Below are 23400 nucleotides of genomic sequence, written 5' to 3' on the forward strand. Positions count from 1 at the left end.
GTGGACGGCGTGCCGTGCCACGGTAGTCCGGCTGTGTCGCCGGTTGATGAAAGCCCTGACAGGATCACTGGTATGGAAACGTTTCCAATCCAGTATGGGAAAATATATGCCGATTCTTGCGCTTCGTCAAATAGTTGACGTGCGCACGTAACATTCCAAAAGAAAGGTATTGAGCGGGATCAATGGTGCGACGAAAGTTATTGGTCCGCCCATTGGAGCGCGCGCAGATAGCCGGGCGCATCGGCAATCGTATTGTGGCCGGTACCCGGGATCACCCGCATCGACGCCACGCCCGGCGCAAAGCGCGCCAGCAGTTGCGCCGTACTGGCCGCCGGGATGATCTCGTCGGCGCCGGCAGCCACGATCAGCGTCGGCGCCGTCACCTGCGGCGCGTAGCGGCCCGATTCGTACTTGTCGCGCAGTAGCCAGCGCACCGGCATGAAGGGAAACTGCTGCGCGGCCAGCGCCTGCACGCTGTCGAAGGGCGTGACCAGCACCAGCCTGGCAACCCGGCGCCGGCTCGCCACCTGCACCGCCACGCCGCTGCCGAGGCTGCGGCCGATCAGGACGATCTCGGGGTGGCTTGCTGCGACCTTGTCGAACAGGAGCAGGGCATCGGCTACCAGCGCCGCTTCGGTCGGTTTGCCCGAACTGCCGGCATAGCCGCGGTAGTGCGGCAGGTAGAGCGCGTGTCCGGGAAAGGCATGGGCCAGCAGCGGCAGGCTGGCGGAGACGTCTTCGGCGTTGCCGCCCAGGTAGATGACTGCCTTGCGGCCGGGAAGTGGCCGTTCGGACACCAGCACCCGCGCGCCCTGCACCGCGAGGGTCGAAGTGACAGGCGCTTCTACCCGTGCCTGCGGCGGTGGAAAGTAGAGGAAGGAGCGCTGGACCAGGAACAGCCCGAGACACGCAGCCAGGTAGAGGGCGACGCCGGCGACCACGACGAGGATTGCAGCTTTCAGCATGGCCCATCTTGCCACAGGCCGGTCTGGAATGCGGTGCGGGTGTTACCAAAAATTATGCACTGTAATTGCTAGTATGTCGAAGGAATTGAAATTGGCTCAAGGAAACTGACATAACCAATTGTTTCTTTAGGAAATTTATCATAGGCATAAAAGTTGCTGAGAGTAAGCTTCCTCAAACTCAACAGGAATTTTGTGTCATGAAAAAAGCGTTTTATTCTGCAATTGCCGCGATCGCTTTCCTGTCCGCCTCCGCTGCCCAAGCGGTCACGGTTAACTATAATTACGCCGTCCCGCTGGATGGGTCCGGCAAGACCAGCGCATTCGTCGGCATCCCGAATGTATTCGTAGAAACCTTCGACCGTGCCGACGGCAGCGGCGGCATCACCTGGGCATCGAACCTGGTGACGGTTACCACGGTGTCCGGCGGCGGCCTCGGTTTTGCGCAGGGCAGCATGCCGAACGTCTACGCGGCCCCGGCCAACGACACGACCCATTTCGCCTACGGGCCTGCGCAAGGCAGCGGTGTATCGGACGCGGAAGTGAACTTCAACTATGCCGGACTGCTCGGCACCCTTGGGTCGAATGCAAGCCTGAATTATTTCGGCCTGTATTACGGCTCGATCGATACCTTCAACGACGTCACCTTCTACAACGCGCAGGGCGGCGTGATCCAGACGATCACCGGCTCCTTCCTGATCGGTCTGTTCAATGGCCAGTCCGGCGAAACGCAGTCGGACAGTTCGAATATCTACGTCAACCTGTTTTTCTCGCCGCAAGAGCAATTCACGTCCTTCAGTTTCAAGACGAGTTCGCAGGCATTCGAAGTCGACAACCTGGTCGTCGGTTACCAGGTCGTCAATCCCGTGCCCGAGCCGGCTTCCGTGGCCTTGCTGGGGCTCGGCTTCGCAGGCCTTGGTTTTGCACGTCGCCGCAACAGGAAGCAAGCCTGATCGACTTTGCTCTGATGGCGCTGCGTTCCGGTTACCTGGAACGCAGCTTTTTTATTGACTGTCGCCGCCGCTGGCTACAGCCGGCACTGCAAGGCAACGAATATGGCCTCACGACAATTAATAAGAGTCGGAAAGTAATAGTTTGTCGAAAAACTTGACGTTACCATTGAGAAATATACTTAAGGTATTGATTTTGAACGCAATTCATTACGGGTATGGTTTTTGCATTAAATAAAATTCTTTGAATAAATTTGGAGTCCAGTAACATGAAGAACGCTATCTATTCGGCAGTAGCTGCCCTGATGGTCATGTCGGCGTCCGCCGCCCAGGCCGTGACGATCACCTACGATTACGCGACGCCGAGCGATGGCTCGGGCAAGACCAGCCAGCTGGCCGGCGCCGGCAACCAGTCCACCGGCAACGTGTTCGTCGAGACCTTCGACCGTGCCGACGGCACTGGCGGCCAGACCCTGTCGTCGAGCCAGCTGACCATCACCCCGATCTCGGGCGGCGGTTTCGGCTACGCAAAAGGCAGCCTGGACGGCGTGTATGCCGCGCCGGCCGGCGATGTGACCCACTTTGCCTACGGCCCGAACCAGGGCAGCGGCTCGTCGAGCGCCGAAGTCAATTTCAACTACGCCGGCCTGCTGAGCACCCTCGGCACCAACGCCAGCCTGAACTACTTCGGCCTGTACTACGGTTCGATCGACACCTTCAATGACGTCACTTTCTACAACGCCCAGGGCGGCGTGATCCAGACCGTGACCGGCACCGACCTGATCACCCGCTTCAACGGCGTGTCCGGCGACCAGTCGGCTGACAGCTCGAACATCTACGTCAACCTGTTCTTCCGTCCTGAAGAGCAGTTCACCTCGTTCAGCTTCACCACCACCTCGCCGGCATTCGAAGTCGACAACCTGGTGGTCGGCTACCAGGTCGACGTGCCGGAACCGGCTTCGCTGGCACTGCTCGGCCTCGGCTTGGCCGGCCTGGGCCTGGCGCGCCGCCGCAACAAGAAGTAATCGCTCCGGATTCCTGATCCGATCGGGCCGGGTTCCACGTGAGTGGGGCCCGGCCTTTTTACATGTCCGCCCAGGTATCACTGCGCCCATCCAGGCGGCGGACCGGCACCGCCGCCAGTTCCGCGTCCGTCACGTCGTCCAGGCAGGCCACGCTGACCGCCACGTACGCCCCCCAGCGCGGCGAGCTGCCGTAGCCGAAGGGACGCACGCCGCAGGTCGCGCAAAACAAGTGCTGCTCGGTACGCGTATTGCAGCGGTACTCGGTCAGCGCGGTATCGCCGTGCACTAGCCGGAAGGCGGCGCGCGGCACGATCACAGCCCAGTTGCGCTGCTTGGTGCACAGCGTGCAGTTGCACTGGATCGTACCGGCGGCCAGGTCGATATCGGCTTCGAAGCGCACCGTACCGCAATGGCAGCTGCCGTGATGCAGCCGCATCGTCATCAGCGCGCCGCCGAAGCGGCAGAAGCCGCCTCCACCAGCGGCAGCTCGACGAAGCTGCTGTGATAGACGCGCTGCGTTGCCTTCTTGTAGTCCGACGGCTTGGCGTTGAAGATGTTGGGCACGAAGGTCTGCGGGTTGCGGTCGTACAGCGGGAACCAGCTCGACTGCACCTGCACCATGATGCGGTGGCCCGGCAGGAAGACGTGGTTGGCGGTCGGCAGGCCGAAACGGTAGTTCAGGGCCTTGTTCGATGCCAGCGGCTTCGCCACTTCGTAGCCTTCGCGGTAGCGGCCGCGGAAGATGTCGCCCGAGACCATCAGCTGGTAACCGCCCATGGCCGGCTGGCTGCCCACCTGGTCGGGATAGACGTCGATCAGTTTGACCACCCAGTCGGAATCGGTGCCGCTGGTCGAGGCGACCAGGTTGGCGACCGGCTCGCCGGCGATCTTGACCGGCGCGGTCAGCACATCCGAGACGAAGGTGGCGACGTCGGTGCGGCCCGAGGCTTCGCGCTGGTCGTCGGCCAGCCAGCGCGGCCAGCTCTGCCCCTTGGCTTCGTCGTAGCCGTAGGGCGGGATCGGGCGCTGGCGGAAGGGCACCGGCTTGCCCGGATCGGACACGTATTCGTCATACCCCTTGTCCGCGGCGCCGCCCAGCACCGCCTTCTGGCCTTCGACCAGGCGCAGTGCCACCGGTTTGGCGCTGGCCAGCGGCCAGGCCGACAGGTTGCGCCATTTATTCGTGCCGGTCTCGAAGGCCGTCACGGTCGGGATCGCGGGCACCGATTCGTCGCCCTTCAGGTAGCGCGCGAGGAAGGGTTTCAGCACTTCCTGGCGCCAGTGGAGGGCGGTGTCGCCGCCGAATTTCAACGCACCCAGGCTGCTGCCGTCGCCGATTGCGCCGCCGTGCGACCACGGGCCGATCGACAGGAACACTTTGTTCTCCTTGTCGTTCGGCTTGATCGCCTTGTAGACGGCGACCGGGCCGTAGATGTCTTCGGCGTCCCACAGGCTGTGCACCAGCAGGGTCGGCACCGTCACCGGCTGCTTCGCCAGGATCTTGTCCATGGCCTGCTGCTGCCAGAAGGCGTCGTAGCTCGGGTGTTCCAGCACCTTGCGCCAGAAGCCGCTTTGCTGAAGCCCGCGCTGGCGCCCGAGTTCGCCGGCCGACCCGGCGCGCATGTACATGTCGTAGTCGTCGTAGTTCGAGCTGAACCACTTCGCCGTGTTGCCGCGCGTGACCACCTGCTCCTGGATGTACGACATATTGATCTGGCGGAAGGCGCCGTGGTGGAACCAGTCGTCGCCCATCCAGCCGTCGACCATCGGGTTCATCGGTACCGACACCTTCAGTGCCGGGTGCGGGTTGACCAGCGCCATCAGGGGCAGGAAGCCGTCGTAGGAAATGCCGATGATGCCGACCCGGCCATTGGTCTCGGGGACGTTCTTGGTCAGCCACTCGATGGTGTCCCAGGTGTCGGTCGAGTGATCGACCGGGGTCGGGTTCAGCGGGCCGTGCAGGGGGCGGTTCATCACGTAGTCGCCTTCGGAACCGTACTTGCCGCGCACGTCCTGCACCACGCGGATGTAGCCGCCTTCGACGATCACGTCGGCGGCGTTGTCGTAGCCGGTGAGAATGGTTTCCAGGTCCGAGCTGTCGGCGTGGCTGGTCAGCGAAGCCGCGTCGTAGGGCGTGCGCGTCATCAGGATCGGGGCATTCCTGGCACCCTTGGGCACGATGATCACGGTGTTCAACCGGGTGCCGTCGCGCATCGGGATCATGACCGTGCGCTTGACGTAGTTGAAGCCGGACGTCGCGGCCTGGAATTCGGCCGGGGTCTCGGAGGGCAGGGCGGGGTATTGCGGGGCTGGCGGGGCGGTCTGGGCGGTCTGGGCGCTGGCCAGGCCGGCGATGCACAGCGAAACGAAGAGGGGCGCGGCGAGTGCAGGCTTGAGCGGTGACTTCATGGATGTCCTTGTGCTTGGGTGGGGCGGCCGCGCCTTCGGGTGGGCGGGTTGCCGCTTCGATACCTTAGCACAAGGACAAGCCCGTACGCCCGCCCGGGTACGCATGTCGCGGGCACAGGTGTATAGTCGAACATCATGTCCACACTGACTGTCCGCAAACTCAACGTCGACCTGTCGCACGGTTTCGCGCGCCACTGGATGGGCGGCGATATCTACCGCACGGCCTTCATGAACGCGCTGTCGATGAGCTTTCCGCTCGGCGAGCAGATGTTCATCGACAGCGTGCGCGCGGTGCCGCCGGAAACGCTGCCGGATGCCGCGCTGCGCGCCGAGGTCAAGGATTTCGTCGGCCAGGAAGCCAGCCACCGCTTCGTGCACCAGCAATACAACGACCAGCTGGCGCGCCAGGGCTACGACTACACGCTCGAGGAAAATACGCGCAAGCGGGTGGCACTGATCGCGCGGCTGCCGGTGCACGACCGCCTGGCGATCACCTGCGCGCTGGAACACTACACGGCGATGCTGGCCGACTTCGTGCTGCGCCATCCGGCCTGGCTGGCCGGCGCCGAACCGCGGCTGCGCACGCTGTGGTCCTGGCATGCGGCCGAGGAAAGCGAGCACAAGGCGGTGGCCTTCGACGTCTACCGGGCCGCCGGCGGCGGCTACTGGAAGCGCGTGCTGTGGTACCTGCACGTCAGCCTGGTATTCTGGTGGGACACCACGCGCCAGACCGCGTACAACCTGCGGCGCGACCGCGCCATGTGGTCGTGGTCCACCTGGCGCAGCGCCGGGAGCGCATGGTTCGGGCGCAGTGGCCTGGTCTGGCACCTGTTGAAACCCGGCCTGGACTACCTGTCGCCGCGTTTCCATCCATGGCAGCATGACAACCGCGCGCTGCTGCAGATGTGGCTCGAGAGCAACGACGACGCCGTGCGCGCCATCCGCAGCACGCCGGACTGAGCTCACTTGTGCCAGCGCGGATGGCCTGCCGCGGCGGGCGGTGTCATAATCGAGGGCTTAACGAGGAGAACATTGTGATTCGCTATATGGGCACGCGCAAGAATGCGGAGGGTGCCTCTGTCTACATATTCATCGTCAACGGGCTGGAAAAGGAAGTGCGCGAACACGCGCTGAAACAGCATCCCGGCTGCTACGAAGCCCTGCCGGCGTCGGTGAAGTCGAAGATCGCCGCCAACCGCGCCTGGCTGTCCAAGCTGTGACGGCGCGTGCCGGCTCGGCTGCAGCGGCACTGGCACTGGCGCTGGCCGGCGTGCCGGGCGCGTGCGCGGCCCAGGCCGGCGACAAGGCGCCGTCCACCTTCGCGCCGGTGATCGGCGGCGCGCTGCTGTGCCACGACCAGCTCGACAACCGCTATTTCTATTCCTGGCTGAAGACCGCCTTCGGCCCGCCCTACAAGCACGAGGGCGGGGCCTACTGGTTCCGCACCGGCGAAGCCTCGCTGTGGGGCGCACCCGTCACCGAGGTGATGGTCAGCGACGACACCAGCGAACTGGTGTTCCTGGCGGCGGTGGCCGAGGTGCCGCCCGACCAGCTGGAACAATCGATCCGGGCGGCCTCCGGGATCCGCCACCTGGCGGCGGATGGATCGGCCTATCCTTTGCGGGTATCGAACCCCGGCAGTACGATCGCTTACTACAATACCAAAAGCAAAATATACTGCGCGAAGTTCAAACCGCTGCCGCCGCGGCCCTAGGCCCACGTATGTACAACAATTATTTCAACCTGAAGCAAGCGCCGTTCTCGATCGCGCCCGATCCGCGCTACCTGTTCATGAGCGAACGGCACCGCGAGGCGCTGGCCCACCTGCTGTACGGGATCGGCAGCGGCGGCGGCTTCGTGCTGCTCACCGGCGAAATCGGCGCCGGCAAGACCACCGTCTGCCGCTGCTTCATCGAGCAGGTGCCGGAAAACTGCCGCCTGGCCTATATCTTCAACCCCAAGCTGACGGTCGAGGAACTGCTGCTGACGATCTGCGACGAGTTCCGCATCGCGCTGCCGCCGGCGTCCGCCGGGGCGATCGGTGTCAAGGGGTATGTGGATGCGATCAACGCCTACCTGCTGGCCAGCCATGCGCAGGGCAACAACAACGTGCTCGTCATCGACGAGGCCCAGAACCTGTCGGCCCAGGTGCTCGAACAGCTGCGCCTGCTGACCAACCTCGAAACCAGCGAGCGCAAGCTGCTGCAGATCATCCTGATCGGCCAGCCCGAGCTGCGCACGATCCTGGCGCGGCCCGAGCTCGAGCAGCTGGCCCAGCGCGTGATCGCGCGCTACCACCTCGGACCGCTGTCCGAAGCCGAAACCGGCGCCTACGTCGCCCACCGCCTGAGCGTGGCGGGGACGCATGCCGGGTCGCCCCTTATTTTCCCCATTCCGCTGTCGCTGGCGCCGCTGATCCATCGCCTGACCCAGGGCGTCCCGCGCCGCATCAACCTGCTGTGCGACCGGGCGCTGCTCGGTGCCTACGTCGAGAACAGTGCCCAGGTCACGCCCAAGATCCTGCGCCGCGCGGCCCAGGAAGTGTTTGCCGGCGAGCCGGCCGCCGCGCGCGCGCCGCTGCGCTGGCCACTGGTGGCGGGCGGGGTGCTGGCCGGGGCCGCGATCAGCGCCGCGGCCTGGCAGGCGGTGCCGCATGCGGTGGCGCCGGCACCTGTGCCGGCGCGGGCACAGGCCGTGGCAGCGGCCGCGCCGGCTGGCCATCCGGTGAAGCCGGTGGCCGTTGCGGCGCCGGCGTCGGCGCCGCACCAGCCGCTGGCGCTGGCCACCCAGGAAGAAGCGCTGCGCGAACTGGGCGCGCTGTGGGGCCAGCAGCTGCCCGCCGGCGAACCGTGCCAGGGCGCGCCCAAGCTGGGCCTGCGCTGCTACACCGGCCGCGGCGGCGTCTACGAACTGCGCCTGCTCGACCGGCCGGCGATCGTCGCGCTGCACGACGGCCAGAATCTCGGCTACGCGGTACTGAGCGCGATGGATGCCGACAGCGCCACCCTGAGTGTCAACGGTCGCCGCGAGAAGGTCAGCCTTGGCGCGCTGGCGACCCGCTTCGACGGCGAATTCACCACCTTGTGGAAGGCCGCGCGCGGCTTCCGCGACGAAGTGAAACCGGGCGACAGCGGCCCGGACGTCGACTGGATCGCCGGCCGCCTGGCGCAGCTCAACGAGAGCGCGGCACCGCCCGCGGCCCAGCCCTTCGACGCCCCGACCCGGCGCCTGCTGCGCAGCTTCCAGGCCGGACAGAACCTGAAGGCGGACGGCGTCGCCGGTCCGCGCACCTACATGCGCCTGAACCAGTTGAGCGGCGTCGACGAACCGCGCCTGCTCGCCGCCACCGCCGCCGCGCCAGGGAAGCCAAAATAATATGTCATACATTCTCGAAGCATTGAAAAAGGCGCAGGCCGAACGCCAGCTCGGCAATGCCCCGACCATCCACGCGGCGCAGCCGGTGCCGGCGCTGCAGCCGGACGCCGCAGCCAGCCGCAGGCCCCTGTTCATCGGACTCGGCGCCGGGGCGCTGGTGGTAGTGCTGGGGGCTGCTTTCGTGTGGCGTGCCGGGCCGGCGCAGGTGCCGGCGGTGCAGGTGGCGCAGGGGCAGGGCCAGTCGCCCGCGGCTGTGACGGCCGTACCGGTGACGCCTGCGCCGATGGCGGCTGCCGGGTCGCCGGCCGCCGGATCGCCGGCCACCGGATCGCCGGCCGCCGGATCGCCGGCCGTATCGAATTCGCTGGAAGTCCAGGCGCCGCCCGCGCCGCCCCCGCCGGTGCGTCCGGCGCAGCCGCGGGTGGCGGATGCCGCGGCGGCCGCTGCCGTGCCGGCGGCCGCCGCATCGCGCGCTGCCGCCACGCCGTCGGCGCCTGCCGTCCAGGTGCGCATGCCGGCGCCGGCGCCGGCCACGCCGGTCGCCGCCGTGGCGGCACGCGCCGCAGCGCCGGCCGCCGCCGCACCTGCACCCGAAGACAGCCTGCCTTTCCTGCAGCAGCTGCCGGAATCGGTCCAGGGCGGCATCCCGCGCGTCGCCTTCGGCGGCTACATGTATTCGGCCAATCCGGCCGACCGCCTGCTGCTGGTCGACAAGGCCTTGCGCCACGAAGGCGAGGAAGTCGCGCCCGGGCTGGTGCTGGAAAAGCTGCTGCCGCGTGCAGCCGTCATGAATTACCGTGGAGTGCGTTACCGTGTCGCGTATTGATGTGCCCGGAAGGGTGTTGGGGGTGATCGGCTGGTCCGGCAGCGGCAAGACCACGCTGCTGGAATTCCTGGTGGGCCGGCTGGCGGGGGAGGGCGTGCGCGTCAACGTGGTCAAGCACAGCCACCACGACATCGCGCTGGAGCCGCCGCACAAGGACAGCGCGCGCCTGCGCACGGCCGGCGCTGCCGAGGTGATGATCGCCTCGCCCTACCGCATCGCCATCATGCGCGAGCTGCGCGACGAGCAGGAGCCGCCGCTGGCCACGCTGCTGGCGCGCCTGGCGCCGGCCGACCTGACCCTGGTCGAAGGCTACAAGTGGGAACCGCTGCCCAAGCTCGAAGTGTACCGGCCCGAAGTCGGCAAGCCGGCCGTGTATCCGGACGATCCGCACATCGTCGCGGTGGCCTCCAGCATGGCCGCGCCGGCCGGGCTGGCGCCGCACGTCGCCTGGCTCGACCTGAACGATCCGGAGGCGGTCCTGGGCTGGCTGAAGGGGTATGTCGCGCTGGCCGCCTGAGGCGGCCTCATGTTTTGCGCGGCGCTGCCGTTACCGTGGGGATGGCCGGATTCTCCCGGCCCGCCACTCAGGAGATCGCCATGGACGTCACGGGTATTGCCAAGCTTGCCACCAGCATCGCCGACACCGGCACACGCCAGGATGTCGCCATCGCCGTGCTCAAGAAAGCACAGGACATCCAGTCGACCAGTGCCCTGCAGCTGCTGGATGCCGTGCAGGCCACCGCACCGGCGCAGAACCTGCCGGCCCACCTCGGCAAGCACGTCAACACGACGGCATAAAAAAATCGCGCGACGCGTCAACAGGCAGGACCGCTGGCGCGTTGTCGGGCTACGTACCCGGCTCGACGGGCTGGCTGGCATACACCGCTCCAGCCACCACCATATCGCTGCGCGCCGCACCCGCGGCGCGCAAGCACGACAATACAGCCATCCGCACAGCCACGGCGGCCGGCGTACGTATCCGGCCGAGCCGGCGGCCGCCATCGACCGCCCGGCCTGCATCCAGTAGAATTTCTCGCTCATTCATCCGTCGCAGTTCTTCACAAGTCAAGAAATCATGAACAAACGTCAAGCTCTGGTCGCCGCCGCACTGGCCGGCGTCTGCGCCGCCAATGCATCCGCAAGCGGCCAGATGGACCTGCCCAAGGGCGACCAGGAAAAGTGTTATGGCGTGGCCAAGGCCGGCCAGAACGATTGCGGTACGGCCCTGCATGGCTGCGCCGGCCAGGCGGCGGTCGACAACGATCCGGCCGAATGGACCTTCGTGGCCAAGGGCACCTGCGAAAAAGCCGGCGGCAAGGCGACGCCGCCCAAGCTGGACAAGCAAGGCCAATAAGCATGCAGGCGCTCGGCGTCGGCATCGGCCTGCGCGCGCCGCATTACGGTGAATTCCTGGCGCGCCGCCCAAGCGTAGGCTGGATCGAAGTCCACACCGAAAACTACCTGGCCCGTTCCGGACGCGACTGGCAGGTGCTGGAAACGCTGCGTCACGACTATCCGCTGAGCCTGCACGGCGTCGGCCTCGGCCTGGGCTCGGTGCAGGGCTTTTCGGATGATCACCTGGCACGCGTGCGCGACCTGGTGGGGGCGCTGCAGCCGGCGCTGGTGTCCGAGCACCTGAGCTGGAGCGCATTGCTTGGACGCCAGCTCAACGACCTGCTGCCGCTGCAGCTGGACCGCGCCGCACTCGACCTGCTGGCGGCGCGCATCGGCCGCGTGCAGGATGTGCTGGGACGGCCGATTCTGGTCGAAAACGTCTCCAGCTACGTGCGCTTCCGCGGCGACACCATGGGCGAGACCGCCTTCCTGGCCGCGCTGGCGCGCCGCACCGGCTGCGGCGTGCTGCTGGACGTGAACAACCTGTACGTCAACCAGCACAACCACGGCGAGGATGCGCTGGCGGCGCTCGCCGCGCTGGCGCCGGGCAGCGTCGGCGAGATCCACCTCGGCGGCCACCTGGCGACCGAACATGGCCTGGTCGACCACCATGGCGACCGCGTCGCCGCGGGCGTCTGGGCGCTGTACCGCGCGGCGCTGGCCCGCTTCGGCGCGGTGCCGGCGCTGGTCGAATGGGACACCGACCTGCCGGCGCTCGACGTGCTGCTGGACGAGACGCAGACCGCGCGCCGCATCGCGGCCGAGGTGGCGCCGGCACCGCCGGTCCTGATCGTGTCGACAGCAGTGCCCGCTGCCGTGGATGCGGATCCGGCCGCCGAGCTGCCCGCCGGTGTGGACGAACTGCAGCAAGCCTTCGGCGCCGCGCTGTTCGACGCCCGGCTGGATGGCGCGCTGGCGTCCCGCCTGAAAGGCGGCGGCCGTGGCCTCGGCATCTACCGCGGCAACCTGCACGCCGGCTGGCGCCGCGCACTGGCCGCCAGCCATCCGGTGCTGCGCCAGCTGGTCGGCGCCGAGTTCTTCGACGCGCTGGCGCTCGTCTACGGCCGCGCGCAACCGTCAAGCGATCCGGACCTGAACCGCTTCGGCGCCGGGCTTGCCGCTTTCCTCGAGGGCTTCGCGCCGGCGGCCACCTATCCCTGGCTGCCCGACATGGCGCGCCTCGAATGGCTGGTCCACGACAGCTTTTATGCGCCCGATGCGCCGCCGCTGCCGCATCCTGCGGCGACGCTGGCCGGCCTCGATCCGGATGCCTTCGAAGCCTGCCGCGCGCAGCTGCATCCGTCACTGCGGCTGTATCGGTCCGCGTGGGCGACGCCGGCGCTGTGGCAGGCGCACCAGCCGGAAGGGCCGGCCTTTCCCGGGGAGCTGGAACGGCCCGGCCACGCGTTGGTGTGGCGCCCGCGCTTCCAGGTCGAGGTGTGGGACGGCGGCGCCGCCGAAATGGCGGCGCTCGGCCGGCTGGCGGCGGGCGGCAGCTTCGGCGCGGCGCTGGATGCGGCGTTCGAGCTGGATGAAAATTTCGACGTGGCGGCCCACCTGAAGCGCTGGCTGGGGGAGGGCGGCCGGACCGGGATCGTGGTGGCGCTGGCCTGAACGGCTGCTGGAAGTGAACACGGCGCCCGCAGGCGCCGTGTGTTCGTGCTGCCGCCGGGCGGCAAGCACGCCATCAGTGATATTGAAAGGCACGCAGGATACGCGCTTCGCCGGTCATGTCCTGGTGCAGTTCGTTGGCCGCGGCCGTTTCTTCCATCATGCGGGCCAGCTCTTCTTCCTCGAAGCGCGCCAGTTCCTCGTTGGCGGCCGACAGTGCCGACGCCAGTTTGGCCCGCGCATTCTGGTACACGACACCGGTGTAATGGTCGGTATTCTTGAGCAGTTCTTCCGCATTTTCGATAACGAGACGCAGGTCGCCGATGAGCCGTTGCTGCGTCGGGGAGCTCGATTCTGGGGTATCCATCTTCCTCACCTTTAGCCGAATGTTACGTCTTCAATATAGAGAATGGAGATTGCTCAAGTTTGTCAGGGCGCAAACGCAACCTGTACGGCCGGGAGCGCCTCACCAGGCGATCCGGGAAGGTGCATCGGGCAAACCCATGGGGTTCAGCTGACGCTCCCTTTCCTTACTTCACATTGATCCTGACATCGCCCAGCGTCACCGTCTGGCCGGCCCGGATCTTGGCCGTCTTGCGCAATTCCTTCTTGCCGTCGACTGACACCGCGCCGCTGGCGACGACATGCTTGCCTGCACCGCCGCTGTCGACAACGCCGACGAGCTTCAGCAGCTGATTGAGTTCGATGAACTCCGATGTCAATTCGAAAATAGTTGTTTGCATTTTAATCTCGGAAAAAAAATTAGGGCGTACTGTTGAGGCTGATTCAAATATGTCGTCCCGCGAAAGCGAAAAAAGCGCCGCTGGCGCTTTTTTCCCCAAGTTCTGCTCGCGCTGACGATCCGCGTGCAACTTGGGTCCCTGCCTGCGCAGGGACGACGCTCGGAGTGACGTGGCCTTAATCGGCCGGATGCGGCCTGGTCATCTCGATCGGCACGATCCACTGGTCGAACTGCGCCTCGTCGAGGAAGCCCGACTGCAGCGCGGCCTGGCGCAGGGTCAGGCCTTCGTGCTGAGCGGTCTTGGCGATCTGCGCGGCGCGATCATACCCGATATGCGGGGCCAGTGCGGTCACCAGCATCAGCGACTGCTCCATCAGCTCGCCGATGCGCTTGCGGTCCGGCTCGATGCCGACCGCGCAGTGCTCGTCGAACGAGCGCATGCCGTCGGCCAGCAGGCGTGCGCTCTGCAGGAAGTTATGGGCGATCATCGGCTTGAACACGTTCAGCTCGAAGTTGCCCATCGAGCCGCCGACCGTGATCGCGACGTCGTTGCCGAACACCTGGCAGCACAGCATCGTCATCGCTTCGCACTGCGTCGGATTGACCTTGCCCGGCATGATCGAGCTGCCCGGTTCATTTTCCGGGATCGTGATCTCGCCCAGGCCCGAGCGCGGGCCGGACGCCATCCAGCGCACGTCGTTGGCGATCTTCATCAGCGCCGTGGCCAGGGTCTTGAAGGCGCCGTGCGCCTGCACCATGGCGTCGTGGCCGGCCAGCGCCATGAATTTGTTGGGCGCCGACTTGAACTGCAGCCCGGTGCGCGACGAGATCTCGGCCGCGATGCGGTTGGCGAATTCCGGATGCGCATTCAGGCCGGTGCCGACCGCGGTGCCGCCGGCGGCCAGCAGCAGCAGGCCGGGCAGGGCGTTCCTGATCGCGTGCTCGGCGAATTCCAGCTGGGCGACATAGCCCGAGAATTCCTGGCCCAGCGTCAGCGGGGTGGCGTCCTGCAGGTGGGTGCGGCCGATCTTGACGATGCCGGCGAAGTCGCGCGACTTGATCTCCAGCGTGCCGCGCAGCTTGGCCAGCGCCGGCAGCAGGTCCTTGGCCACGGCCAGCGCGGCGGCGACGTGCATCGCGGTCGGGAACATGTCGTTCGAGGACTGGCCCATGTTGACGTGGTCGTTCGGGTGCAGCAGGCGCGCCTCGCCGCGTTCGCCGCCGAGCAGTTCGGAGGCGCGGTTGGCCAGCACCTCGTTCATGTTCATGTTGCTCTGGGTGCCGGACCCGGTCTGCCACACCGACAGCGGGAACTCGGCCGGATGGCGGCCGTCCAGCACTTCGTCGGCGGCCTTGATGATGGCGTCGGCCTTGTCCTGCGGGAGCTTGCCGAGCGAGCGGTTGACCGCGGCCGCGGCGCGCTTGACCTGGGCCAGCGCGGCCACCAGCTCGGGTGCCATCTTCTCGCTCGAGATATGAAAATGGTGCAGCGAGCGCTGGGTCTGCGCACCCCACAACTGGCCGGCCGGGACTTCGATCGGGCCGAAGCTGTCTTTCTCGATCCTGTTTTCCATGTTGGGTCCTGTCCTTGGTGACTGTTCTATTAAAGAGTGTACCGCAACGGCCGATAACGACGCTGAGGCTACGAATTCCACTCCCTATGCTCCGCCGCTCCCGCAGTTTACTTTCCATTCTTGTATTGACTGGCGCCGCCCTGGGCGATGCCGGTGCCGCCGAGCTGGGCGACGCCAGGGTGTCGTCCCACATCGGCCAGCAGCTAGTCGCCGACATCGAACTGGTCATGCTCGACGACCCGGCGGCGCCGGTGGCGGTGCGCCTGGCCAGTCCCGAGGTTTACCGCGGCGCCGGCATTGCGCTGCCGCCGGTGCTGTCGAACCTGAACCTGACGGTGATGCGGCGCGACGGCCGCCAGTTCCTGCACGTGACCTCGCTGCGCCCGCTCGACGCCGAACACCTGCACCTGTACCTGGAACTGACCGACAAGGGCCAGCGCGCGGTGCGCCTGGCAACGCTGTGGCTGACGCCGGACCCGAACCCGGCGCCTCCGCCTTCGCCGGCACCCGTGCCGGCCCCTGCACCAGCGCCTGCAGCCGCACTCGCAGCCGTGCAGGCCGGCGTGGCGCCGACACGTGTACCTGCACCGCTGCCGGCACCAGTATCCACCATGCGGCCGGCCGCACGCCCGGCCGTCGCGTCAAGCGCCGCGCCGGCGGCCGCCGATCCTTCCGCCGCGCCGTCCGCGCCAGTCCCGGCCAAGGCCGCGCTTCAGCCGCCGGTCGAGCGCCGCAAGCCGCTGCCGGCCCTGCCCATCCACAAGCCGGCTGCCCTGCATGCGGCCGGCCAGCCCGCGGCCTGCACACCGGGCGAAGCCCAGGCCTGCAGCGCGCTCGGCGAAAAGAATGCGGCCCTGCGCGAGCAGCTGGCCACACTGGAAGACAAGGTCAAGGGCCTGCAGAAAATACTGGGCGTGACGCCGGCGGCCGCGCCTGCCGCCGCGCCGGTCGCGGAAACGCACAAGGCCGACGCGGCAAAAACCGAAGCGGCCAGGAGCGGCGAACACAAGGTCGACGAGCACAAGGCCGACGAACACAAGGCCGGGACACCGGAGGCCGGCGGCCACAAAGCCGGCGAACCGAAGGCCGAAGAACACCAGGCCGACGGCCACGAGCCGGAAACCGCGCCTGCCGAAGCCAAGCCGGCCGAGCCCAAGCCCGCCCCGCCCGCCGGCCCCAAGCCGATCAGCTCGATCAAGCCGCTGGTGCCGCACAAGCCGAAGACACCGCCGCCGGAAGAGGGCGGCGCCCCCTGGGGCTGGATCGGCGCCGGCATCGCTCTGCTGGCGGCCGGCGGTGCCGCTGCCTTCGTCCTGAAACGCCGGCCGCGTGGAGCCGCCGCCCCAGCCGCGGACGGCCTGCTCGGCAGGCTGAAGGCGCGCCTTGCCAGCCGCGGCAAGGCAGCTTCGCCCGCCGCGGGCAGCCCGGCAAAAGTGGTCGAACCGACAATGGAATAGGCGCGCACAAACTTGTCTACACAAATGTAAATGTTGAGTTATACTGGTTCGCATGTGATCTTTTCGATCACGAAAAACGGCTCAGGTCCGGCGCAGCCACCACCGATAGCGTGGCGCGGGAACCGGATGATCGCTGAAGAAGCGCCTGACCCCGGAAGCGGTTTGCGGGCCAACAGTGCGCACGTAGACGCCGGATGCAACCGGCAAGAGGCGACGCCAGGGGATGCCTGGCGATCGCTCTCCCCATACCGAGGGGTGGCAAGGCCATCCGTCCATGAAAAACCCGCGCGGACGCGAGCCGAGCGGGTTTTTTTACGGCCTCAGCCCAAGCCGTGCACGCCCATCCAGCGTGCCGCCGCGGTACCGGCTTTTGCGCGACAATGGCCCAACAGCCCGGCGCTGCGCGACGCCGGGCGTCAACCAGAAAAGCGAGGAGAAGGGATGAACGAACCGCTGTCCGATCACGTCATGCGTGGCGACGTCATGTCCGAACACTGCCCATCGCGCGAAGTGCTCAAGCACGTGACCAGCCGCTGGGGGGTATTGCTGCTGGTGGCGCTGGGCGACGGCGCCCACCGCTTCGGCGAGCTGCGGCGCAAGGTGGGCGGCATCAGCGAACGGATGCTGATCCAGACCCTGCAGTGGCTCGAGCAGGACGGCTTCGTGCAGCGTGTCGCGTATCCCGGCCAGTCGCAGCGTGTCGAATACCGCCTGACCCCGCTGGGCGAGGAGATCAGCGCCCGGCTGCAGGAAGTGGTGCACTGGGTCGAGCGCAACCTCGACGGCATCATGGCCGGCCGCAGCGTACACGCCCGGGCGCCGGCCTAGGACCGCGCCGGGCATGAAAAAACCCCGGAGCGCAGGCGCTGCGGGGTTCGATGTGCTGCCGCCGGGTGCCGGTGGCGGCCGGCAGGGATGAATCAGTGTGCCGGGCGCATTGCGCGGTCGAGCTGGCCCATCCAGGGTTCGGTGACGTCGCGTACCACGCGGTCGTTGGCCATGATCTGCTTGAGCAGGTCGATCTTGCGCTTGCGCTGGTCGCCTTCCAGCGGCGGCACGCCGGCGCGGGCAGCGCTCGAGTGCAGTGCGCATTGCGTTTCCAGGCGGGCCAGGCCATCCCAGTCTCCCTCGCGGGCGGCAACCGCCATGCGGCCAGTGATGGCAGCGATGTTTTCGTACATTGCGAGGACTTCGTTCGACGTCATGTTGTCACACTGGTAAGAGACTGGCACCGGCCGGATTGCCGGTTGTCTCCCTTTAACGGTCGTGTGTTGGAGAACTTTAGGGTTTTTGAAAGAAATTTTTAAAATAAATTTCGACAAGGGATTGTGACCACAAGTCGTTCGCCTCGGCGCACGTTTCGGTGGCATGGCTGCGGGAGGCCGCCCGGCCGTGACATTGCAGTAAACTACACGCATAATCCGTCACTAGGGGAACCCATGAAGACCAGCTGGACACCGATCCGACACACTGCCATCGTCCTCGCCCTGTGCGGCGCGTTTGCCTCAGCCGCCTTCGCGGGTGGCCAGGCGGCTGCGCCGGCCAAGCCGAATGCGTCCGCCGACAAGGGGGCAGCCACGGACACCGCGCCGGCGAACGCCACCCTGCGTCCCGGCGACGATTTCTTTACGTGGGCGAATGGTGGCTGGCTATCCAAGACCGACATCCCGGCCGACCGCAGCAGCTGGGGCGCGATGGCCAGCCTGGCCGAAGAGACCAACCAGCGCATCGTCAAGCTGATCGAGGATGCCGGCAAGGACAAGGGCGCCAACAGCGAGGCGCGCAAGGTCGGCGATTACTTTGCCGCCTACATGAACGAAGGCGCGATCGAAGCCAGGGGCATGGCGCCGCTCAAGCCGCAGCTGGACCGGATCGCCGCGATCAAGGACAAGCCGGGCCTGGTACGCGCACTCGGCGACAGCCTGCGCGCCGACGTCGACCCGCTGAACAATACCGATTTCTTCACCGAGAACGTGTTCGGCCTGTGGGTCGCGCAAGGCCTGCACGACACCGCGCGCAACATGCCCTACCTGCTGCAGGGCGGCCTGGGCATGCCCGACCGCGCCTACTACCTGGACAGCAGCGAGCGCATGGCCGGCCTGCGCACGCAGTACCAGAAGCACATCGCTACGATGCTGAAACTGGCCGGCTACAGTAAAACTGAGAACGATGCCGACGCGCGCGCCGCCAAGGTGTTCGCGCTCGAGGTCGACATCGCCAACGGCCATGCCAGCCGCGCCGACTCGGCCGACGTGCTCAAGGCCGACAATACCTGGACCCTGAAGGACTTCACGGCCAACGCGCCCGGCCTGGACTGGAATGCCTTCTTCAAGGCGGCCCAGCTGGGCGACCAGGACAAGTTCATCGTCTGGCACCCGTCGGCCATGAAGGGCACCGCTGCGCTGGTCGAGCGCATCGACCTGGCGACCTGGAAGGATTACCTGGCCTTCCACCGCATCAACCAGATGGCGGGCGTGCTGCCCAAGGCTTTTGTGGATGCCCGCTTCGACTTCTACGGCAAGGCCCTGACCGGCACCCCGCAGCAGTCGCTGCGCTGGAAGCGCGCGCTGGGCGCCACCAACGAGGCGATGGACGAGGCGGTCGGCAAGATGTACGTGGCCAAGTACTTCCCGGCCGAGAACAAGGCACGCCTGCAGCAGATGGTGGCGAATATCGTCGACGCCTTCGGCAAGCGCGTCGACAAGCTCGACTGGATGGCCCCGGCCACCCGCGCCCAGGCCAAGGAAAAGCTCAAGACGCTGTACGTCGGCGTCGGCTATCCGGACAAGTGGAAGTCGTATGCCGCCCTGAAGGTGGTGCCCAATGATGCCTTCGGCAATGCCGTGCGCGCCGAACAGTTCCACTACAAGGAAGAAATCGCCAAGCTGCACCACAAGCCTGAGCGCACCGAGTGGGCGATGCCGCCGCAGCTGGTGAATGCCGTCAACCTGCCGCTGCAGAACGCGCTGAACTTCCCGGCCGCGATCCTGCAGCCGCCGTTCTTCGACCCCAAGGCGCCGGATGCCGCCAACTACGGTTCGATCGGCGCCATCATCGGCCACGAGATCAGCCACAGCTTCGACGACCAGGGTTCGCAGTTCGACGCCCAGGGCCGCCTGCGCGACTGGTGGACGAAGGAGGACATGGAGCACTTCAAGGCGGCGTCAAGCAAGCTGGTGGCCCAGTACAACGCCTACAAACCCTTCCCGGACCTGGCCGTGAACGGCCAGCTGACGCTGTCGGAAAACCTGGCCGACCTGGCCGGGCTGGCGGCGGCCTACGACGCCTACCGCGCATCCGGCGGCAAGAACGCGAACGCTCAGGGAGACCAAGCGGGCGACCGTGCCTTCTTCATCGGCTACGCCTCGAGCTGGCGCAACAAGGCACGCGAAGCGGCCGAACGCCGCGGCATCCTGACCGACGGCCACGCGCCGCCGCAATACCGCACCGCCACCGTGCGCAACCTCGATGCCTGGTACAAGGCCTTCGACGTGCAGCCGGGCCAGGCGCTGTACCTGCCGCCGGACCAGCGTGTGCGGGTCTGGTAATTTATTAGGGGTAACGGACACTGGCGCAAGAAATGGCAGGCCTACAATGGCCTGGAGTCTATTTCTTCGCTGGTGGCCTATGCACCCGGATTTTCTCGACATCAAGCGGCCCAGGCTGCACCAGGATCCGCATATGGGACAGCATGACCCGTCCGGCATCGCCGATTACGACGATTTCCGCGACATCTCGCAGCGCACGCTGCATCACTACGACTCGGTGGCGCCGCGCTTCTTCGCCGGCACCATCGACCACGACGTCAGCCAGAACATCGCCGCACTGCTGGAGGCGATCGAGCTTGACGCGCCCTATACCTTGCTCGACCTCGGCTGCGGTCCGGGACGCGACCTGAAGACCTTCCGCGACATGGGCCACCGTGCCATCGGCCTCGACGGCAGCGCCGAGTTCGTGGCGATGGCGGCGGCCTACAGCGGCTGCGAAGTGTGGCAGCAGAACTTCCTCGACCTCGACCTGCCGGATGGCTTGTTCGACGGCATCTATGCGAATGCCTCGCTGTTCCACGTGCCGCGCAGCCTGCTGCCCAAGGTGCTGGGCGAGCTGTATGCGGCCCTGAAGCCCGGCGGCGTGCTGTTCAGCTCGAATCCGCGCGGGAACAACGAGGAGGGCTGGAACGGCCCGCGCTGGGGCAGCTTCCACGATTATGCGAGCTGGGAACGGTATGTGACCGGGGCCGGCTTCGATCCGCTGCACCACTATTACCGCCCGCCAGGGTTGCCGCGCGAACAGCAGCCCTGGCTGGCCAGCGTCTGGCGCAAGCCGCGCTGAAAATTTTAATCATTTGTTAAGTCGCGAACAGTATTGCGACCGCAATCGGCGCACTATACGTTCATGCCGCTTCACTTCGAGAAGCAGTATTTCACTGACGATAGGAGAATGATCATGAACGAAGACCAAATCAAAGGCAAAGCCAAAGACATCGGTGGCAAAATCCAAGAAGGTTTCGGTAAAGCCATCGGCAGCGAAGAGCAGGAAGCCAAGGGCCTGGCAAACCAGGTTGAAGGCAAAGTGCAAGAGAAAGCTGGCGACCTGAAGGACGTGGTCGGCAAGAACTAAGCCGCGCCAGCTTCAATGAAAACAGCCGCTTCGAGCGGCTGTTTTTGTTTTTACGCGTTGAGGAAGCTTGCGGCCAATGTATTACTTGGCGTCGGTCCCGCCCAGGTTCTTCTTGAAGAAGCCCTCGATCATGCCGTACACGTGGCGCTGGCCGGCACGCGACGAGATGCCGTGCTTGGCACCCGGATAGGTCATCAGCTCGAACTTGACGTTGCGGTTCACCAGCGCGTCGATCAGGCGCGTCGAGTTGGTGAACAGCACGTTGTCGTCGGCCATGCCGTGGATCAGCAGCAGCGGCGACTTCAGGCCGTCCAGGTGGGCGAACACGCCGCTTTGCGCATACGCCTGCGGGTTGGCCTTCGGCGTGCTGCCGACGAACTGCTCGGTGTAGTGGGTGTCGTACAGCGACCAGTCGGTCACCGGCGCCACCGACACGCCCATCGCGATCTTGTCGGAACCCGCTTCCAGCAGGCGCAGCGTCATGAAGCCGCCGTAGCTCCAGCCGAACACGCCGACGCGTTTCGGATCGACGAAGCTCTGCTTGGCCAGCCAGTCGATGCCGGTCAACTGGTCTTCGACTTCATGCTTGCCCAGCTCGCCGTAGATGACGTCGGTGAACTTGCGCTCGCGGCGCGAAGAACCGCGGTTGTCCAGCGTGAACACCACGAAGCCCTGCTGCGCCATGTATTGCTTGAACATGTTGCCCCAGCCGCGCGTCACCTGCTGCGAGTGCGGGCCGCCGTAGACCATCAGGAACACCGGATAGCGCTTGGCCGGATCGAAATTCGACGGCTTGATCATCGAGTAGTACAGGTCCTGGCCGTCGTGCGCCTTGATGCTGCCGAATTCGGTCGGCAGGTGGTTGGCCATGTACTTCGCGTACGGATGGTCGCCCTTCACCTCGTTGTGCTCGAGCCATTCGACCAACGAACCGTCGGCGCGGCGGATCGACACTTGCGGCGGGGTGGTCGGATCGGAGAAGGTGTCCACGAAAATCTTGCCGTTCTGGGCGAAGGTATCGTCGTGCATGCCGTCCTGCCTGGTGATGCGCACCGGCTTGTCGGCATTGCCGCCGTCCAGGTTGACGGCGTAGGTCTGCTTGTCGATCACCGCATCCTTGTTGGACGAGATGTAGACCTTGCCGGCGGCTTCGTCCACGGCCAGGATGCTGTCGACACCCCATTCACCCTTGGTGATCGGGTGCAGCAGCTTGCCGTTCATGTCGAACATGTACAGGTGGTTGCGGCCGCTGCGCTCGGACGCCCAGATGAAGGCGTTGCGGCTCTTCAGGAAGCGCAGGTCGGCCGGCACCGCCACCCAGGTCGTCGAGGTTTCGGTGAACAGCGGACGCTGGGCCAGCGTGGCGGCGTCGACCGCCACCAGGTCGAGGCGCTTCTGGTCGCGCGACTGGCGCTGGTAGACCAGGGTCTTGGCGTCGCCGCTCCAGTCGGCGCGCACCAGGTAGATGTCCTTCTCGGCGCCGAGATCCACTTGCTTCTGCGCGCCGGTCGCCGGATTGACGATCATCAGGTCAATCACCACGTTCGGGTCGCCGGCGGCAGGGTAGCGCTGGTCGATGACCTCGGTGCGGTCGGCGTAGATTTCGAAGCGGCGTGCAACCGGCACCTGCGCTTCGTCGAAGCGGCGGTAGGCGATCGCGGAATCGTCCGGCGCCCAGTAGTAGCCGGTTTTCTGGTCCATCTCTTCCTGCGCCACGAACTCGGCTTCGCCGTTGTGGATCGTGCCTTTGCCATCGGTGGTCAGCTGGCGTTCCTGGCCGGTCGTCAAATCGATCACGAACAGGTTCTGGTCGCGCACGAAGGAGACGTAGCGGCCCTTCGGCGAAATCTTCGGATCGCCGACATTGCCCGAGGCGACCTTGCGCGCCGCATCCGGATTCGCGACGTCGACCAGGTACAGGTCGCCGGCGATCGGCACCAGGATCTGCTTGCCGCTAGGTGCCCAGCTGTAGCTGATGATGCCGGACAGGCTGGCGGTACGCGCGCGTTCGCGCCGGGCGCGTTCTTCCAGCGACAGGTTCTCGTTCGGGACCAGCTTCTTGGAGTCGACCAGGCGGTGCGTGGTCTTGTCCTTCATGTTGTATTCCCACAGGTCCAGCTGGAACTGGTTGTCGGCGCGGCCGCGCAGGAAAGTCACGCGTTCGCCGTCGGGCGACACGCGCAAGGCGCGCACGCCAGGACCGGCCAACGCCGGGTCGGCGTGAAGTCGGTCCAGCGTCAGGCGCTCCGCGGATGCGGGAGCGGCCGACAGGGCGGCAAGGAGCAGGATGAGAGGGCGCATGGAATGGTCTCTGGGCAATTGATTAATTGTGTGCAACGGCCGAGACGATACCAGAGTCGGGGGTGAAAAGCTGTAAATATGAGGGGGTATGAGGGGGCGACGCGGGTGGAATGTGCGTAGCGACCCGCTTGACCGATGCGTCAGCGTAAAAAC

24 protein-coding genes are annotated in these 23400 nt (G+C 66.1%); 16 read left to right on the forward strand and 8 right to left on the reverse strand.

All coding sequences use genetic code 11. The features are described from left to right. Positions 1–197: 197 nt before the first annotated feature. Positions 198–965 (reverse strand): alpha/beta hydrolase, encoded by a 768-nt coding sequence (locus tag FBX97_RS01655; RefSeq protein WP_141828514.1) that lies wholly within the window; start codon positions 963–965, stop codon positions 198–200. A 197-nt stretch (positions 966–1162) separates the two neighbouring features. Here FBX97_RS01655 and FBX97_RS01660 point away from each other — a divergent pair, with 197 nt between their 5' ends. Together FBX97_RS01660 and FBX97_RS29930 are read left to right on the forward strand one after the other, a co-directional pair. After that, positions 1163–1915 carry a PEP-CTERM sorting domain-containing protein gene (locus tag FBX97_RS01660; protein ID WP_141828515.1) on the forward strand — a complete coding sequence of 251 codons (753 nt, stop codon included), beginning with the start codon at positions 1163–1165 and terminating at the stop codon, positions 1913–1915. A 266-nt stretch (positions 1916–2181) separates the two neighbouring features. Beyond that, positions 2182–2937 carry a PEP-CTERM sorting domain-containing protein gene (locus FBX97_RS29930; protein WP_141828516.1) on the forward strand — a complete coding sequence of 252 codons (756 nt, stop codon included), beginning with the start codon at positions 2182–2184 and terminating at the stop codon, positions 2935–2937. 58 nt (positions 2938–2995) lie between these two features. Here FBX97_RS29930 and FBX97_RS01670 read toward each other — a convergent pair whose 3' ends face one another. After that, the gene (locus FBX97_RS01670) at positions 2996–3379 is read right to left on the reverse strand and encodes a GFA family protein (protein ID WP_370457107.1); all 384 of its coding nucleotides are present in this window, start codon (positions 3377–3379) and stop codon (positions 2996–2998) included. After that, the gene (locus FBX97_RS01675; RefSeq protein WP_141828517.1) at positions 3379–5346 is read right to left on the reverse strand and encodes a CocE/NonD family hydrolase; all 1968 of its coding nucleotides are present in this window, start codon (positions 5344–5346) and stop codon (positions 3379–3381) included. The genes FBX97_RS01670 and FBX97_RS01675 overlap by 1 nt, the downstream gene beginning before the upstream one ends. A 135-nt stretch (positions 5347–5481) precedes the next feature. On the opposite strand from FBX97_RS01675, the gene FBX97_RS01680 reads away from it, so the two are divergent. The 9 genes from FBX97_RS01680 to FBX97_RS01720 all read left to right on the forward strand — a co-directional run bounded on the left by FBX97_RS01680 (position 5482) and on the right by FBX97_RS01720 (position 12556). Further along, positions 5482–6306 carry a metal-dependent hydrolase gene (locus FBX97_RS01680; RefSeq protein WP_141828518.1) on the forward strand — a complete coding sequence of 275 codons (825 nt, stop codon included), beginning with the start codon at positions 5482–5484 and terminating at the stop codon, positions 6304–6306. A gap of 74 nt (positions 6307–6380) precedes the next feature. Then, positions 6381–6566, forward strand: a complete 186-nt coding sequence (locus tag FBX97_RS01685; RefSeq protein WP_141828519.1) for a hypothetical protein — start codon at positions 6381–6383, stop codon at positions 6564–6566. Further along, on the forward strand, positions 6563–7060 hold the full coding sequence (locus FBX97_RS01690; RefSeq protein WP_255517250.1) for a hypothetical protein: 498 nt from the start codon (positions 6563–6565) through the stop codon (positions 7058–7060). Before FBX97_RS01685 ends, FBX97_RS01690 begins: the two co-directional genes overlap by 4 nt. Before the next feature lie 8 nt (positions 7061–7068). After that, on the forward strand, positions 7069–8721 hold the full coding sequence (locus FBX97_RS01695) for an ExeA family protein (protein ID WP_141828521.1): 1653 nt from the start codon (positions 7069–7071) through the stop codon (positions 8719–8721). A 1-nt stretch (position 8722) separates the two neighbouring features. After that, positions 8723–9547, forward strand: coding sequence for a general secretion pathway protein GspB (locus FBX97_RS01700; protein ID WP_141828522.1), 825 nt, complete (start codon positions 8723–8725; stop codon positions 9545–9547). Then, the gene (gene mobB, locus FBX97_RS01705) at positions 9534–10064 is read left to right on the forward strand and encodes a molybdopterin-guanine dinucleotide biosynthesis protein B (protein ID WP_255517251.1); all 531 of its coding nucleotides are present in this window, start codon (positions 9534–9536) and stop codon (positions 10062–10064) included. The genes FBX97_RS01700 and mobB overlap by 14 nt, the downstream gene beginning before the upstream one ends. Before the next feature lie 80 nt (positions 10065–10144). Beyond that, positions 10145–10345: a YjfB family protein gene (locus FBX97_RS01710; protein ID WP_141828523.1), complete on the forward strand. Its 201-nt coding sequence runs from the start codon at positions 10145–10147 to the stop codon at positions 10343–10345. A 277-nt stretch (positions 10346–10622) separates the two neighbouring features. Beyond that, positions 10623–10901, forward strand: a complete 279-nt coding sequence (locus FBX97_RS01715; protein WP_141828524.1) for a DUF2282 domain-containing protein — start codon at positions 10623–10625, stop codon at positions 10899–10901. 2 nt (positions 10902–10903) lie between these two features. Continuing rightward, positions 10904–12556: a DUF692 family multinuclear iron-containing protein gene (locus tag FBX97_RS01720; RefSeq protein WP_141828525.1), complete on the forward strand. Its 1653-nt coding sequence runs from the start codon at positions 10904–10906 to the stop codon at positions 12554–12556. A 73-nt stretch (positions 12557–12629) separates the two neighbouring features. On the opposite strand, the gene FBX97_RS01725 is transcribed toward FBX97_RS01720, so the two are convergent. The 3 genes from FBX97_RS01725 to fumC form a co-directional block, all read right to left on the reverse strand. Further along, entirely contained in the window at positions 12630–12920 is a 291-nt protein-coding gene (locus FBX97_RS01725) for a DUF883 family protein (protein ID WP_141828526.1), read from the reverse strand. A gap of 163 nt (positions 12921–13083) precedes the next feature. Next, entirely contained in the window at positions 13084–13296 is a 213-nt protein-coding gene (locus tag FBX97_RS01730; RefSeq protein WP_141828527.1) for an RNA-binding S4 domain-containing protein, read from the reverse strand. 175 nt (positions 13297–13471) lie between these two features. Continuing rightward, positions 13472–14869 carry a class II fumarate hydratase gene (gene fumC / locus FBX97_RS01735; protein WP_141828528.1) on the reverse strand — a complete coding sequence of 466 codons (1398 nt, stop codon included), beginning with the start codon at positions 14867–14869 and terminating at the stop codon, positions 13472–13474. A 125-nt stretch (positions 14870–14994) separates the two neighbouring features. On the opposite strand from fumC, the gene FBX97_RS01740 reads away from it, so the two are divergent. Together FBX97_RS01740 and FBX97_RS01745 are read left to right on the forward strand one after the other, a co-directional pair. Continuing rightward, positions 14995–16326 carry a hypothetical protein gene (locus FBX97_RS01740; protein ID WP_141828529.1) on the forward strand — a complete coding sequence of 444 codons (1332 nt, stop codon included), beginning with the start codon at positions 14995–14997 and terminating at the stop codon, positions 16324–16326. A 441-nt stretch (positions 16327–16767) separates the two neighbouring features. Continuing rightward, positions 16768–17154, forward strand: a complete 387-nt coding sequence (locus tag FBX97_RS01745) for a helix-turn-helix domain-containing protein (protein ID WP_141828530.1) — start codon at positions 16768–16770, stop codon at positions 17152–17154. A gap of 92 nt (positions 17155–17246) precedes the next feature. On the opposite strand, the gene FBX97_RS01750 is transcribed toward FBX97_RS01745, so the two are convergent. After that, positions 17247–17531 carry a flagellar protein FliT gene (locus FBX97_RS01750; RefSeq protein WP_141828531.1) on the reverse strand — a complete coding sequence of 95 codons (285 nt, stop codon included), beginning with the start codon at positions 17529–17531 and terminating at the stop codon, positions 17247–17249. A 234-nt stretch (positions 17532–17765) separates the two neighbouring features. Here FBX97_RS01750 and FBX97_RS01755 point away from each other — a divergent pair, with 234 nt between their 5' ends. The 3 genes from FBX97_RS01755 (at position 17766) to FBX97_RS01765 (ending at position 20946) form a co-directional block, all read left to right on the forward strand. Next, complete coding sequence (locus FBX97_RS01755) at positions 17766–19874, forward strand: M13 family metallopeptidase (RefSeq protein ID WP_141828532.1); 2109 nt, start codon at positions 17766–17768, stop codon at positions 19872–19874. 133 nt (positions 19875–20007) lie between these two features. Next, entirely contained in the window at positions 20008–20658 is a 651-nt protein-coding gene (locus tag FBX97_RS01760) for a bifunctional 2-polyprenyl-6-hydroxyphenol methylase/3-demethylubiquinol 3-O-methyltransferase UbiG (RefSeq protein ID WP_141828533.1), read from the forward strand. Between the two features lie 114 nt (positions 20659–20772). Further along, on the forward strand, positions 20773–20946 hold the full coding sequence (locus FBX97_RS01765) for a CsbD family protein (protein WP_141828534.1): 174 nt from the start codon (positions 20773–20775) through the stop codon (positions 20944–20946). An 81-nt stretch (positions 20947–21027) separates the two neighbouring features. Here FBX97_RS01765 and FBX97_RS01770 read toward each other — a convergent pair whose 3' ends face one another. Beyond that, positions 21028–23247 carry an alpha/beta fold hydrolase gene (locus FBX97_RS01770; protein WP_141828535.1) on the reverse strand — a complete coding sequence of 740 codons (2220 nt, stop codon included), beginning with the start codon at positions 23245–23247 and terminating at the stop codon, positions 21028–21030. Positions 23248–23400: the final 153 nt, after the last annotated feature.

The sequence above is a fragment of the Herbaspirillum sp. SJZ107 genome (assembly GCF_006715485.1).
GTDB lineage: Bacteria > Pseudomonadota > Gammaproteobacteria > Burkholderiales > Burkholderiaceae_D > Telluria.

Coding starts and splice junctions, on each gene's coding strand:
- FBX97_RS01655 (WP_141828514.1), bottom strand. CDS start 965: ATGCTGAAAGCTGCAATCCTCGTCGTGGTCGCCGGCGTCGCCCTCTAC.
- FBX97_RS01770 (WP_141828535.1), bottom strand. CDS start 23,247: ATGCGCCCTCTCATCCTGCTCCTTGCCGCCCTGTCGGCCGCTCCCGCA.
- FBX97_RS01670 (WP_370457107.1), bottom strand. CDS start 3,379: ATGACGATGCGGCTGCATCACGGCAGCTGCCATTGCGGTACGGTGCGC.
- FBX97_RS01720 (WP_141828525.1), top strand. CDS start 10,904: ATGCAGGCGCTCGGCGTCGGCATCGGCCTGCGCGCGCCGCATTACGGT.
- FBX97_RS01745 (WP_141828530.1), top strand. CDS start 16,768: ATGAACGAACCGCTGTCCGATCACGTCATGCGTGGCGACGTCATGTCC.
- FBX97_RS01765 (WP_141828534.1), top strand. CDS start 20,773: ATGAACGAAGACCAAATCAAAGGCAAAGCCAAAGACATCGGTGGCAAA.
- FBX97_RS01710 (WP_141828523.1), top strand. CDS start 10,145: ATGGACGTCACGGGTATTGCCAAGCTTGCCACCAGCATCGCCGACACC.
- FBX97_RS01725 (WP_141828526.1), bottom strand. CDS start 12,920: ATGGATACCCCAGAATCGAGCTCCCCGACGCAGCAACGGCTCATCGGC.
- FBX97_RS01750 (WP_141828531.1), bottom strand. CDS start 17,531: ATGACGTCGAACGAAGTCCTCGCAATGTACGAAAACATCGCTGCCATC.
- FBX97_RS01760 (WP_141828533.1), top strand. CDS start 20,008: ATGGGACAGCATGACCCGTCCGGCATCGCCGATTACGACGATTTCCGC.
- FBX97_RS29930 (WP_141828516.1), top strand. CDS start 2,182: ATGAAGAACGCTATCTATTCGGCAGTAGCTGCCCTGATGGTCATGTCG.
- FBX97_RS01700 (WP_141828522.1), top strand. CDS start 8,723: ATGTCATACATTCTCGAAGCATTGAAAAAGGCGCAGGCCGAACGCCAG.
- FBX97_RS01695 (WP_141828521.1), top strand. CDS start 7,069: ATGTACAACAATTATTTCAACCTGAAGCAAGCGCCGTTCTCGATCGCG.
- FBX97_RS01730 (WP_141828527.1), bottom strand. CDS start 13,296: ATGCAAACAACTATTTTCGAATTGACATCGGAGTTCATCGAACTCAAT.
- FBX97_RS01660 (WP_141828515.1), top strand. CDS start 1,163: ATGAAAAAAGCGTTTTATTCTGCAATTGCCGCGATCGCTTTCCTGTCC.
- FBX97_RS01755 (WP_141828532.1), top strand. CDS start 17,766: ATGAAGACCAGCTGGACACCGATCCGACACACTGCCATCGTCCTCGCC.
- FBX97_RS01675 (WP_141828517.1), bottom strand. CDS start 5,346: ATGAAGTCACCGCTCAAGCCTGCACTCGCCGCGCCCCTCTTCGTTTCG.
- fumC (WP_141828528.1), bottom strand. CDS start 14,869: ATGGAAAACAGGATCGAGAAAGACAGCTTCGGCCCGATCGAAGTCCCG.
- FBX97_RS01715 (WP_141828524.1), top strand. CDS start 10,623: ATGAACAAACGTCAAGCTCTGGTCGCCGCCGCACTGGCCGGCGTCTGC.
- FBX97_RS01680 (WP_141828518.1), top strand. CDS start 5,482: ATGTCCACACTGACTGTCCGCAAACTCAACGTCGACCTGTCGCACGGT.